Here is a 13208-nt window from a genome sequence, read left to right as displayed (position 1 = left end):
TAAAAGCACGCTAGCTTTTAGATTATTAATAGAAAAAACAGGGTATGTTTTTTCCTTACATACTGGTTGTTTTGTTCAGTTTTCAAGGAGCAAATCTTGTTAACTTTTAATTTAGCGTCAACTCTTATATTATATCGTATTGACGATTCATTGTCAACACTTTTTTATAAAAGTTTTTAAGTTAACTTGCTGTTGTTAAATCAGCGACTTTACTAATATATCATGCTGAGCTATTAGAGTCAAGTCTTTTTTTCGTTTGCTGTCTTCTTTCGTTTTTAGCAACGAAATATAATTTACCATGGTTTTAACCATTAATCAAGCTTTTAATGTTACCACATTATGGAAATTGAGTGTGCGTATTATTTATAGAACTAATAGTTATCAAATAGCTTCTATATATTAATACTTTAGTCCCCTAGCTTTAATACCAAATTGCATTCACAAATGTATGGTTATCGCCGAATAAAGCTTCCATACATACAATCTATTAAAAAAGGGCGCTCCCTTATGGGAACACCCTAAACATTACTTATTTCTCATTTGTGGAAACAACAAGACATCACGTATAGACGGAGAGTTAGTTAAAAGCATCACTAGGCGGTCAATTCCAATACCTAAGCCACCAGTTGGAGCCATTCCGTATTCAAGAGCTTCTACGAAATCCTCATCCATCATATGAGCTTCATCATTACCTTCTTCTCTTTCCTTCAACTGTGATTCGAATCTTTCTCGTTGATCGATTGGGTCATTCAATTCACTAAAGGCATTGGCATGCTCCCTAGCAACAATAAATAACTCAAATCGATCTGTAAAACGCTCATCTTCTTTATTTTTCTTTGCCAGTGGTGAAATTTCAACTGGATGTCCATAAACAAAGGTAGGTTGAATCAATTTCTCTTCAACTCTTTGCTCAAAAAATTCATTTACAACATGGCCAAATGTCATGGTCTCTTTAATTTCAATGCCATTTTCTTTAGCTAGTTGTCGAGCTTCCTCATCACTCATATGTTTCCAAAAATCCACCCCAGTATATTGCTTTACAGCATCTACCATATGAAGTCTTTGCCATTTTGGCTTTAAGTCTACTTCATATTCTCCGTAAGTAACCGTAGTTGTACCAAGTACTTCCTCGGCAATATGTGCAATCATATTCTCCGTAAGCTCCATAATATCATGGTAGTCTGCATATGCCTCATATAGCTCGAGCATCGTAAACTCCGGATTATGCCTAGTAGATACACCTTCGTTACGGAAAACTCTGCCAATCTCATATACCTTCTCTAGTCCACCAACAATCAAACGTTTTAAATGAAGCTCGATAGCAATACGCATATATAAAGGAATATCTAGTGCATTATGATGTGTAATAAATGGTCTTGCTGCTGCACCACCAGGAATACTATGCATCATTGGCGTTTCTACTTCTAAATAGCCCTGTGAATCTAAATAATTCCGGATTGCACGTATTATTTTACTGCGGGTAACAAAGGTTTCCCTGCTATCCATGTTGGTGATTAAATCCAAATATCGTTGGCGGTAGCGCTGCTCAACATCCTTTAAACCATGATATTTTTCTGGTAATGGTCTTAGTGATTTAGTAAGCAGGTGAAAATCTGTTACCTTAACAGAAAGCTCACCAACATTTGTTTTAAACATGACACCAGAAACACCTACAATATCACCAAGATCTGTTGAATTAAAAATTTCATATGCATCTTCTCCAATTGCATCCTTACGTACATACAACTGAATTTGTCCACTTAAATCTTGCATATGTGCAAAGCCCGCTTTTCCTTTTCCACGCTTTGTCATCATTCTTCCAGCAATCGTTACATGATGCTCTGTTTCCTCTAACTCTTCTTTTGAAAACTCGCCATATTGATCATGTAACTCTTGTGCTAGATTTGTTCTTACAAATTTACCTCCAAATGGGTCAAGCCCCTTTGTACGATATGTATCTAATTTTTCTCGCCGAACCCGCATATGTTCATTTAATTCTTCCGACATGAACGATCACTCCATTGTATTATTTTATATAAGTATAAGTTCAGATAAGTTAACAACATTATCATCATTATGTCAATATAAACCCCATTTTACACCTTGTAAGGCTTCCTCTTCAACTAATCAAACAACAGCTAATTGAAAAAGTAAATAAACCCGGCATTTTTCCAGGTTAAAGCGTCACGGTTTCGCTTTTTACGTTTTGAAAATTACATGCATCCCCTTTACCTTAATATAGAGAATGCCATCGTTAACTTATTATGATAGAAGGTTTATAGCAAAACAATCTGCCAGTCATTAACCAGCAGATTGTTGCTTTAACCTTCTATAGGATGAATCCTTCCTTTATCCGTAGAGCTCGTTTTTATCGATATGTAACGTTGCCGCAATATCGTCTAGTAGCTCCTCTGGAACTTGACTTGTACCTCGTTCCCATGCACCGACACGGTTAACACTTATCCCTAATGCATCAGCAAATTCAATTTGCGTGTATCCCTTTAGTTTTCGAAAGGCCTTCATACGCCGTCCTATTCTACCATTCCATACCCTAATTTCACTTTTGTCTTTAGCTGGGAGATTGGATAAAAGCTCTGCAACCGTTTTATGTAAGGATGGAATTTGTAAATTTGAAGCTATTTCATGAAGAGGAATTAAGACAAATCCCCGTTCATGCATTCTAGGATGCGGAATAATTAGCCGTTCCGAATGCCTGCTCTCTTTATTGTAAAGTAATATGTCAACATCAATTGTTCGCGGTCCAAAGCGAATCACTCGTTTTCTACCTAATTCTTGTTCAATATGTTGGCACACTGTCAATAAGTCATCAGCTGACAGGTCCGTATATATTTCCAAAACCATATTTAAAAAATCATCCTGATCCGTATAGCCAACAGGTGCCGTTTCATAAATGGAAGATTTTTTGATAATTTCTATCGTATCTTGCCCCTCAAGCAAACGGATAGCGTCATCTAAATAGGTTAGTCTTGGTTCAATATTGGTTCCTAATGCAAGGTAAGCTTTATTCATGGCTTTTCTCCCGATAAATCTCAACTGCTACCGATTCGTAATGACCTGGAATGGGAGGGTCAGGCTTTATAAGCTTCACCGTACACGCCTCTAACAAAGAATAGGAATGTAATAGATCGGAAGCAATTGTTTCCGCAACCGCTTCAAGCAAATTTTTTGCCTTACCCTCTACTATTTTTTTTACATGTAAAAAAACCTCGCTGTAATCAATCGATTTGTTCATATCATCTGTTTTTCCTGCTTGCTCTGTCGATAAAAATAATTCAACATCGACATGAAAACGTTGACCTAATTTATTTTCTTCTGGTAAAAGTCCATGATAACCATAAAACTGCATATTTTTTAATATAATTTTATCCATCATTATTCCTCCACCCGTAACATGGCATCCATCATTTTAGCCAGTTCTACATGTAATTTTACATTATGAACACGGACCATCTGTGCTCCCTTCATAATCCCAAGACATGTGGTTGCCCCTGTACCATTATCTCGTTCCACAGGTGGCAAATCCAAAACACTTCCTATAAATCGCTTCCTAGAAGTCGCCAATAATAGAGGATATCCCATTTCGGTTAGCTTTTCCAGATTATTCATAACTACTAAATTGTGATGAGCATTTTTCGCAAAACCAATACCAGGATCAAGAATAATATTTTCTTTTGGAACTCCTGCTTTTATTGCAATACGAATACTCTCTTCTAAGTCGCGCTTCATATCTTCCATAATAGAGATGTAATTTTCATTCGTACGATTATGCATGAGGATAATTGGAACATTATATTCTGCAGCAACTTTTGCTATTTCTGGCTCCCTTTTTGCACCCCATACATCATTAATAATATCTGCACCCGCTTCTACTGCTTGCCTTGCCGTTTCTGCCTTATACGTATCAATAGAGATAGGGATCTTCACCGCTTCTTTTACTGCCTTAATCATTGGAAGTACTCGCCGAAGCTCTTCTTCTACAGATATTGGATCATGATCCGGTCGTGTAGATTCTCCGCCAATATCAATAATATCTGCACCATACCGTTCCATTTCTACTGCCTGCTCAACTGCCTTTTCCACTGTTGTATAGCTTCCTCCATCAGAAAAAGAATCAGGAGTAACATTTAATATTCCCATAACATGTGTTCGACTTGATAAATCATAGGTTTTGGTCGCAGTTTTAAGTAACGTCATTATGTGCCTTGTCCTTTCTAAATAAAAATATCTAGTACCATCCTACCATAAGAAAAAAGGGCTAGCATCCATTTTTAGATGCTAACCCTTTAATCCTAACGTTTATTCCTCATCAAATTGATAAAGTGGGGTAGAAAGATATCGTTCACCATTATCAGGGAAAACGGCAAGTACTTTCTTTCCTTTCCCTAATTCCTTGGCAACCTTTTTCGCCGCAGCAACTGCAGCACCAGCAGAAATTCCACCTAAAATTCCATTTGTTTTAGCAACTTCTCTGGAGGTTTCAAATGCTACCTCATTAGAAATTTGAATAACGTCATCATAAATCTGTGTATTCAATACCGTTGGAACAAATCCTGCTCCAAGTCCCTGAATTTTATGTGGTCCTGGATTTCCTCCAGATAATACTGGGGAATCTGTAGGTTCAACCGCATAGATTTTAATATCCTTAAAGCTATCTTTTAGTACTTTTCCTGCTCCTGTTACAGTTCCACCTGTTCCAACACCAGAAACAAAAGCATCTAGTCCATCCTTCATTTGTTCCACTATTTCTTTACCAGTTGTACGTGCATGTACCTCTGGATTGGCTATATTTTCAAATTGCTGTGGCATGAAGTAGCCTTTTTCTTTTACTAACTCCTCTGCCTTTTTGATTGCACCTTTCATTCCATCTGGACCTGGTGTCAAAATTAATTCAGCACCATAAGCACGTAAAATATTACGACGTTCTTTACTCATGGTCTCTGGCATGACAATCACAGTCTTGTAACCTTTTGCAGCAGCAACCATCGCCAAACCAATACCTGTATTACCACTCGTTGGTTCTACAATTGTACCGCCCTCTTTAAGTATCCCTTCCTCTTCAGCTGCTTCAATCATAGCAAGTGCAATACGGTCCTTTACGGAGCTTCCTGGGTTAAAAAACTCTAACTTTACATAAATATCTGCGCTATTTTCATCTGTTATATTGTTTAGTTTTACGATCGGTGTTTGGCCAATTAGTCCTACTATACTTTCTGTAACTCTCAATTAGACTACCTCCTCATTTAATTCCTACTAAACTGATAGGATTTATTTATAATGTAATTCTAATAGGGGCTACTGTCAACTAATTTATCCACTTTTAGACGATTAAATCACATATATCTATTTTATTCCTCATATACCCATTTGATATCTAATTTATCCCATAAAGGATCTGCTATTAAATTTTGATTTTTTGACTGTAAGGCAAGCTCATGCTCAATATACGGTTTTAATTCATCATAACTAAAACTTATCTTTGGGAGGCTAGTATGAAGGTATAGGATTGCTACCCCATTATCTACCTGAAATGGCTTACTATACGAATAATCTTTTAAATCCTTTGCAACATCGATATAATTGGTTGGGAGAAACTCTGTATTCACAGAATTAAACCCTAAATAACCACCTTGCTCTTTCGTATCTTCATCAATAGAATATTCCTTAGCAAGCAAATCAAACCTTGCGCCACCTTCAAGTTCCTTATATACTTTATTCGCTGTATCCATATCAGAAACTAAGATATGAGATAATTGAAGAGACTCTTCAAACTGATACTGCCCATTATATTTGTCATAGTAGCTTCTAATATCAGCTTCAGGTACTGAAACCCCTTCAGCTAAAAGTGCTTCAAGCTGATAACGATATATGATATCCTCTCGCCACTTTTCTTCTAGCTCCTTCTGCTCGGTTTCCGTGGTAAGACCATGCATACTCGTTAATAAAGCAATATCCCTTTCAATCACTTTTTCATCAACCGTTATTTTCTGTTCCTTTGCTAGCTTTTCAACTACCTCGTGATCAATCATATTTTTCAATTGTTTCTTTCCATAATTACTTCTTACGGCTTTCATCCATTCTTTAAATGAAATTTCCTTTCCAGCAATTGTTGCTACTGGCTTTTTTATATCTATGTTTGACTCTTCATCAATAGACTCATCTGCGTTATCAGTTTTCCAAAATATCATTGTTGCAACATTTGTTATAAGGAGTACAACAATTATACTCAGCAATAGTTTTTTTGACATAGTTTACTCCTCCACAGCTTCGCTTTCCTTTTTACGCTTATAATAAAGCACGTAGTTCATCTTCCGTGAATGTATATGTTTCATTACAAAAATGACAAGATGCTTCAGCACCATGATCCTCTTCAATCATTTTCTCAATTTCTTCTTTACCTAAGCCTAGAATGGCGTTTTCTAGACGCTCTTTTGAACATTTACATTTAAACATGACAGGCATTTTCTCATGAATCTTCAGGGACTCCCCTGCAAAAAGCTGCTCTAATATCTCTTCTGGTGTTTTTCCTTCCTGAACAAGGGATGAGATTGGTGGGAAGGATTGTATTCTTTTTTCAAGTTTATCAATTACAGCATCATCCGCTCCAGGCATTACCTGAACAATAAACCCGCCACTTGCTAGAATTGTTTGGTCTGGATTTACCAAAACCCCAGCACCTACCGCTGAAGGAACCTGTTCAGAAGTGGCAAAGTAGTAGGTGAAGTCTTCACTTATTTCACCTGATACAATCGGAACCTGTCCCGTGAAGAAATCCCTTAAGCCTAAATCCTTCACTACACTTAAGCTACCAGTAGTTCCCACGGCTCTACTTACATCTAGCTTTCCTTTTGCATTTAGATCAAAATCAACATGGGGATTTGTAACATACCCTCTTACTTCTCCTCTTGCATTGGCATCAGCTACGATTGCCCCAATGGGTCCGCCGCCTTCCACCTTCACAGTTATTGAATCATCACCCTTTAACATCGCACCCATCATCGCAGCTATCGTTATCGTGCGTCCCATAGCAGCTGAGGCAGTTGCCCATGTATCCTGGCGTCTTCTTGCCTCTTCAACAGTATTTGTTGAACGAATTGCATATGCACGAACCATCCCATTAAACGTCGTAGCCTTTATTAAATAATCTGACATGTCATATATCTCCTTTGTCACGTAATATCCAGTTTATCAACCGCTTTTGATTAGAAATAGTAATCTTTTTTAGTCTTTAATACTATACCAAAATAAAAACCGTAATGGAAATTGCAAAACTGGTTTATTCATTAAATTAGAAAAGCAGCCTAGTTCGGCTGCTTTTTAAGTTATTCGTTTTTTGTATCGTCTTCTCGCTTTGATTCTTCCACTTCAATGCGAAGCTTTTCGTCTGCCTTTTGCTTCGCTTCCCCGTAAGAATCAACTGTATCTTCATCCCTTTTGGAATGAATATTTACTTTAACTTCATTTTCCTCGTCTAATTCATCCTCTGGATCTGGAAGAACACCATGGTCAAATAATGATCTAATTTGTCTTGCATCTAGTGTTTCTACCTTTAGTAAGGTCTGTGCAATTAACTCTAACTTGTCACGGTTTTCTGTTAGAATTGTCTTCGCTCGATTGTAGCAATAATCAATAAAGTTCTTCATTTCTTGATCGATTTCATGAGCGATTGCATCACTATAGTTTTGCTCATTATTAATGTCTCTTCCTAAGAAGACTTCTCCGCCACCGCTACTGTATTGTAATGGACCTAGTTTATCACTCATACCATATTCAGTAATCATTTTACGAGCAATGTTTGTAGCGCGTTGGAAGTCGTTTGATGCTCCAGTACTTACTTCACCAAAGGTAATTTCCTCTGCAACACGACCACCTAGTAAACCAGTGATTTTATCAAACAACTCTGGCTTCGTCATAAAGTAACGGTCTTCTTTCGGAAGCATAACCGCATACCCGCCTGCTTGACCACGAGGGACAATAGTAACCTTATGAACAATATCAGCATCATCAAGGACCATTCCAATAATGGTATGACCGCTCTCGTGATATGCCACAATATTACGTTCCTTCTCAGAAATCACTCGATTCTTCTTAGCTGGACCAGCAATTACACGATCAATTGCTTCATCCACATCTGTCATATCTATTTCCTTCTTATCTTGACGGGCAGCAACTAGTGCAGCTTCGTTTAGAAGGTTTTCTAAATCGGCACCAGAGAAACCTGGTGTACGCATAGCAATCGTTTTTAAATCGATAGAAGCATTCAACGGTTTATTTTTTGCGTGTACCTTTAATACTTCCTGACGTCCCTTTACATCAGGACGGTCAACCGTAATTTGTCTATCAAAACGGCCTGGACGAAGTAACGCAGGATCTAAAATATCTGGTCTGTTTGTCGCAGCGATAATGATAATCCCTTCATTTGCTCCGAATCCATCCATTTCAACTAATAATTGGTTTAGTGTTTGCTCACGCTCATCATGGCCACCACCTAAACCAGCACCACGCTGACGACCTACTGCATCGATCTCATCAATAAAGATGATACATGGCGCATTCTTCTTGGCGTTCTCGAATAAGTCACGAACACGTGAAGCACCGACACCAACAAACATTTCCACAAAGTCAGAACCACTAATAGAGAAGAATGGAACTCCTGCCTCTCCAGCAACTGCTCGTGCTAATAAGGTTTTACCGGTTCCTGGAGGTCCGACTAGCAAGACCCCTTTCGGTATTCTTGCACCAATAGCAGAGAATTTTCTTGGGTCCTTTAAGAACTCAACCACTTCCACTAGCTCTTGCTTCTCTTCATCAGCACCTGCTACATCCGTAAAACGGACCTTCTTCTTTTCTTCACTATACATTTTAGCCTTACTTTTACCGAAGTTCATTACACGGCCGCCACCGCCACCTTGTGCTTGACTAAGTAAAAAGAAGAATAATAGCCCAATAATTAAAAATGGAATCATTGTCGTAAGTAAGGTTACCCAAATGCTCGGTTGATCCATTTGCTTCGTATTATTTAGGACCTTTTGCTCTCTAGCCTTAAGCGTTATATCAGCAATAATGTCATCATTATCAGGTACTTGTGCGATAAATTGTTTATCCTTTTCAAGCTTACCTGTAATACGCATGATGCCATTTACCGGCTGCATGGTCATTTCTTTAATTTCGCCTTTTTCAAGTGATTGCATAAACTGATTAACGTCAATTTCCTCTGCTTGTTCATGCTGACCACTTATGAGACTAATTACAAATATAATAACGAGAAATATCATTAAGTAGAAAAAAGCACTTCGAAATACTCGATTCATTGCCTACCTCCTCCCAGACGGGAAAAACTATTAACAATAGTATCATATAAAATTTAAATTTTACAACTAATTGCTCTATCTGTTATGTTACATTTTTAGCAATTTAAACGACTTCTATCGTTTATTCTTCTCCACCATAAACTTCCGGTTTTAGGACACCGATATATGGCAAGTTACGATACTTCTCATCATAATCTAATCCATATCCGACTACAAACTCATCTGGCACCTCAAAACCAACAATATCTGCCTTTATATTAGCTGTTCTGCCAGTTGGCTTATCAAGTAGTGTTACTATCTTGACGGAATTTGCTTTACGATACTTAAATAAGTCCACTAAATAGCTTAATGTTAAGCCACTGTCGATGATGTCTTCAATAATTAGTAAATCCCGGCCTTCAACTTTTGTGTTTAGATCCTTTAAAATCTTCACTTCACCAGAAGACTTCATATTCGTACCACCATAGCTAGATACGTCCATAAAATCCATTTCCAAATAGGTCTCTATCTCACGTAACACATCAGACATAAATGGTAGTGCACCTTTTAATACACCAATTGCCAGCGGAAAACGACCTTCATATTCCTTTGTCAATTGTTGACCGATTTCTTTACATTTCGCAGCTATTTCCTCTTCTGTAATTAAAATCTCTTTAATGTCGTTATGCACAATAATCCTCCTAGAATTTGCCTTGTTCATATTTTAAATGTATATATAAGGAACGGTCTTTATTAGGAATGGCCGTTGCATCTTTTTTCTTCAATCCGACAAGCCAAACTATTTCGCCTTTATTATCCGTTATAATGGGCCACCTATTCCGCTCATACAAAGGTATCTTTTCGTCAATAAAAATATCTTTAATCTTCTTACTACCATTTAGCCCCTTCCAGCTCATTCTATCTCCGTCACGACGAGTTCGGACTTGAAGCGGTAACTCCACCTTGTCTTTTAAGCAAACATATGTATTTTCATCCTGAAAAGGGATTTCGCTTTTAAAAGAAGCTATTATTTTTGCTCCGTTTGGTAACTGCGTTTCCCCAGGGATAGTAATAACCGACTCAAATTCGGACGCAATCTCATCTTGCCTGAAGGAAAAGATAAGTTTATTATATGTTTTTTCTACCTTTAAATGACGGGGAAAATCAATCTGAGCGTTACTTTTATCATTTCTTATTAGTGAAAAGAAATGATCCTCATGAACATAGGATAAATCCTTTGGCAAGTCATCATATAGATAGTTTAATATTAGATGAAAGGCACGTCTTTGTAAAGCAGATGCACGTGCTGAAAAGTCCTCAATGGAAAGCATAACCTTTTTAGGATTCTCTTCAAATTGCACTACCTCTTCCACCAGCATTTGAGCTTCCATCTGCAAAAAATCTTCGTCCGCTTGTAGTGTCTCACTTAAATTCTGGATCGTACGATGAACACTTTCATTTTTATTTTTTAATAATGGTATTACATTTTTACGGAAGAAGTTGCGTGTATAATCTGTTCCTTCATTAGAAGGATCGATTCTAGGGATTATGCCGTTCTCTTGACAATATTTCTCTAATTGAATTTTTGTTACACATAAAAACGGGCGAATAATATACCCCCCTGCAAAATTCCGCTTCACAGGAATACCAGAAAATGAACTGGATTCGGCTGTACGCACTAACCGCATTAGCATCGTTTCTACCTGATCATCACCATGGTGACCAAATGCCAGATAATCAGCTTTTAAACGACTCATTTGCTCTTCGAAAAACTGGTACCGTAGCTTTCGTGCTGCAAGTTGTGTTCCAATATGTTCCTTATGCTTATATTCCTTGACATTTACCGATGTACCAACAAATTCTATCTCCCATTCTCGGCACTTTTCCTCTACATACGCCAAGTCCTGTTTACTTTCCTCTCCCCTTAATTGATGGTCAACAGAAAGAGCAACTAAGCGTAAATCATATGCTTGTTGTATTGTTTTTAAAAAATGTAAAAGCGCCATCGAATCAGGCCCACCTGAGACAGCTATTAATATAGTAGCATGAGGCATTATTAATTGATGTTTAGCCATAAATGACAAAACTTCTTCTTTCACCTAATACACCTTCTCATTCCTTGATATTCCTTCATTTTATCATAGATAGTTTTATCTATTAAGGAATTAACAAGGAGGATAGATAATAGCCTAAAGCAACTAATAAAAAACCGACTACTTCGAGTGCTAAAGGTTTATGTTGTTGCTTGTTTGTTCTTGTGGTATTTGCTTTTATATGTTTTTGTTGCTCCTGGTGAATAGCCATAGATATCTCTTGCTTCATCTCTGTACTCGTTAAATACTTTCCCAAAATAGCTTTTTTTAAACAATCACGATATGGTTCAAGTGCACGAACATTCTGAAGTCTCCTTAATAAGGTTACCTGTGGGTTTTTTCCTTTTGTAAATTTATTTGGATAAAAGATACTTAGGAATACCATTGTTAAAGCAAAGAGGTCATAGCTTGGCTCTGCCTTTCTTGTGCCAAGCCCCCAGTATCCTCGATCATAAAACTCCGTATATTCCTTAATTGCTCGACCAATCAGTGTAGTTCCGCCTACATCAATCCATCTCACCTTCGTAGGGGAAGATGATACTAATAAGTTTTCTTCCTTTAAATCACCAAATACCCAGCCAGCTTCATGAAGTTCCTCTAAATCACTCAACAACTGAAGTAGAAAGACACCAATCCATTCCCTCCCATTCTGCTTTATAAACGCCTGAAGGGAAGTCCCACGTATATATTCCATTACATAAAATGAAAAAGTAGTACCCTGAGGTGTCACCCAATCATCGACATCCAATAAAGAAGGTCCAAGACTTTTTCCTTGGACCTTAGCTAGTGATTTTAATACGTTTACTTCCATGGTCATGGATGCACCTTTATCACTTATTTTTAATGCTGCCTTCTTTCCATTCGCATCACATAAATAAACGGATCCAATTGCACCTTTTCCTAGTTGGCGAATGATAACATAGCGGTTTTGATGCCATTTACCTAATATCGTAACTCCTGGCCTTAAAAGTGATTCATGCGTTTTCGATGTCTTGTTCATCATTATGTCGGAAGCTCCTTAGCAAATTCTTTTTTCCGAATTGATACATTGCTTCTCGAATTGCTGGGCCGGTCGGGGTTATTCCACCACTTGTAAGCTTTGGAAAAACGGATGAAATCGAATCAAGCTTAGGTGACCAGTCTAGTACCTTATCAATATCCTTTCGCTTACCAGGAAAATTATAAATGGAGAAGCGATTTCTACCGACACGTGAGTTTAAACTTATCGATAAGTCAAATAGTGCTTCCTTCACAGTTGGTAGTTTATCATGCATACTTGCACTAGTATCAATTAACACTAATACTTCTAAATCACAGGTTTCGCCAAGGTCTTCAACAACCTCCATAATTTCTCCACGCTTTTCTGGATCTAAATCTTCCATTGTGTGTTCTTCACCTAGAATTTGCTTTAGCTCTGTATTCACAAATCCTTGAAGTGTTTGTGTCATCCCTTGTTTTGTAACCATTTGAACCGTTTGAGAGAGGGCTTGTTTATATACTAATTGACTTACACCGCCACCAGCTAAGGCGATTTCTTCAACCTCTTGTAGTCCTTCTGGTTCCTCTGTTTGATCATCCTCTAAAATGCCAATGACATTAACTGTAATACCTTGCTGATATGCTAACGCAGCTGTTGCTTGTGGATCCTCACCCTTGTTGGAACATCCATCAGTGATTAATAGAATTTGTTTTAAAGTCCCCTTCTTCAATATGAACACCTCCATGTTATTCCATTACCATCATCGACAAAAACGCACGGAAGTATACATAGTTTATGAGGAATCTATTAGTTATAGTGCCTTTGTTT

At 37.6% G+C, this 13208-nt stretch carries 12 protein-coding genes; all 12 read right to left on the bottom strand.

Features of this window, described 5'->3' with window-relative positions; genetic code table 11:
* Positions 1 to 525: 525 nt before the first annotated feature.
* Positions 526 to 2007, bottom strand: a complete 1482-nt coding sequence (lysS, locus tag HNR27_RS15565) for a lysine--tRNA ligase (protein ID WP_212921603.1) — start codon at positions 2005 to 2007, stop codon at positions 526 to 528.
* Between the two features lie 342 nt (positions 2008 to 2349).
* Positions 2350 to 3030 (bottom strand): 2-amino-4-hydroxy-6-hydroxymethyldihydropteridine diphosphokinase, encoded by a 681-nt coding sequence (folK, locus tag HNR27_RS15560; RefSeq protein WP_212921604.1) that lies wholly within the window; start codon positions 3028 to 3030, stop codon positions 2350 to 2352.
* Positions 3023 to 3391 carry a dihydroneopterin aldolase gene (gene folB / locus HNR27_RS15555; RefSeq protein WP_429340429.1) on the bottom strand — a complete coding sequence of 123 codons (369 nt, stop codon included), beginning with the start codon at positions 3389 to 3391 and terminating at the stop codon, positions 3023 to 3025. Before folB ends, folK begins: the two co-directional genes overlap by 8 nt.
* Positions 3392 to 3393: 2 nt before the next feature.
* Complete coding sequence (gene folP, locus HNR27_RS15550; RefSeq protein WP_429340427.1) at positions 3394 to 4215, bottom strand: dihydropteroate synthase; 822 nt, start codon at positions 4213 to 4215, stop codon at positions 3394 to 3396.
* Positions 4216 to 4317: 102 nt separating this feature from the next.
* Entirely contained in the window at positions 4318 to 5244 is a 927-nt protein-coding gene (gene cysK, locus HNR27_RS15545; RefSeq protein WP_212921606.1) for a cysteine synthase A, read from the bottom strand.
* 122 nt (positions 5245 to 5366) lie between these two features.
* Positions 5367 to 6266: a peptidylprolyl isomerase gene (locus HNR27_RS15540; protein ID WP_429340426.1), complete on the bottom strand. Its 900-nt coding sequence runs from the start codon at positions 6264 to 6266 to the stop codon at positions 5367 to 5369.
* Between the two features lie 37 nt (positions 6267 to 6303).
* Positions 6304 to 7170: an Hsp33 family molecular chaperone HslO gene (hslO, locus tag HNR27_RS15535; RefSeq protein ID WP_429340425.1), complete on the bottom strand. Its 867-nt coding sequence runs from the start codon at positions 7168 to 7170 to the stop codon at positions 6304 to 6306.
* Between the two features lie 170 nt (positions 7171 to 7340).
* On the bottom strand, positions 7341 to 9329 hold the full coding sequence (gene ftsH / locus HNR27_RS15530) for an ATP-dependent zinc metalloprotease FtsH (RefSeq protein ID WP_212921609.1): 1989 nt from the start codon (positions 9327 to 9329) through the stop codon (positions 7341 to 7343).
* A gap of 121 nt (positions 9330 to 9450) precedes the next feature.
* On the bottom strand, positions 9451 to 9999 hold the full coding sequence (gene hpt, locus HNR27_RS15525; protein ID WP_212921610.1) for a hypoxanthine phosphoribosyltransferase: 549 nt from the start codon (positions 9997 to 9999) through the stop codon (positions 9451 to 9453).
* A gap of 10 nt (positions 10000 to 10009) precedes the next feature.
* Positions 10010 to 11407 carry a tRNA lysidine(34) synthetase TilS gene (gene tilS, locus HNR27_RS15520; protein ID WP_429340424.1) on the bottom strand — a complete coding sequence of 466 codons (1398 nt, stop codon included), beginning with the start codon at positions 11405 to 11407 and terminating at the stop codon, positions 10010 to 10012.
* Between the two features lie 58 nt (positions 11408 to 11465).
* Positions 11466 to 12404 carry a protein kinase domain-containing protein gene (locus HNR27_RS15515; protein ID WP_429340423.1) on the bottom strand — a complete coding sequence of 313 codons (939 nt, stop codon included), beginning with the start codon at positions 12402 to 12404 and terminating at the stop codon, positions 11466 to 11468.
* A complete protein-coding gene (locus HNR27_RS15510; RefSeq protein ID WP_212921612.1) occupies positions 12376 to 13110 on the bottom strand; it encodes a VWA domain-containing protein in 735 nt (244 codons plus the stop codon). The genes HNR27_RS15515 and HNR27_RS15510 overlap by 29 nt, the downstream gene beginning before the upstream one ends.
* Positions 13111 to 13208: the final 98 nt, after the last annotated feature.

Source organism: Ornithinibacillus bavariensis, from assembly GCF_050433565.1.
In the GTDB taxonomy this organism is placed as follows: domain Bacteria; phylum Bacillota; class Bacilli; order Bacillales; family Amphibacillaceae; genus Ornithinibacillus; species Ornithinibacillus bavariensis.
The sequence above is the reverse complement of the archived record's forward strand: the minus strand, read 5'-3'. Positions and strand labels throughout refer to the sequence as shown.